Raw genomic sequence first — 273 nt, 5'->3', positions numbered from 1 at the left:
TTCCATCCGGACCACAATCTGCGGCTACACTCAGATCACCTCCGCTAATTGGAATTTGCTCCCCACCTCCGGCTTCTTGAGCGGTGAGCAGTTCTGGGCGTGGGATGATGGTTTCCTCTCCGTCAAGGTAACCACACCCAGATAGAAGGCTGGCAGAAGCAAGGATGAACGCAAGACGCGCAGCGTGTACTGTGAGTCGTGTCATCTCACTTCTCACTTGCTTGTTTGTCCGCTTTGAGGGGTCAGGACTTCCTCACTGCGCTCGATAGCTTT

The 273-nt window shown here is 54.2% G+C and carries 1 protein-coding gene; it reads right to left on the bottom strand.

Going from position 1 to position 273, the window contains the following annotated elements; genetic code table 11:
- A partial coding sequence (locus tag EII11_RS10795) for a hypothetical protein (protein WP_205649302.1) occupies positions 1-205 on the bottom strand: 205 nt, incomplete at its 3' end.
- Positions 206-273 lie beyond the last annotated feature (68 nt).

This window comes from Schaalia canis, from assembly GCF_003858455.1.
Classification (GTDB): domain Bacteria; phylum Actinomycetota; class Actinomycetes; order Actinomycetales; family Actinomycetaceae; genus Pauljensenia; species Pauljensenia canis.
Note: the sequence above shows the minus strand (reverse complement) of the source record. Positions and strands in the feature narration are given on the sequence as shown.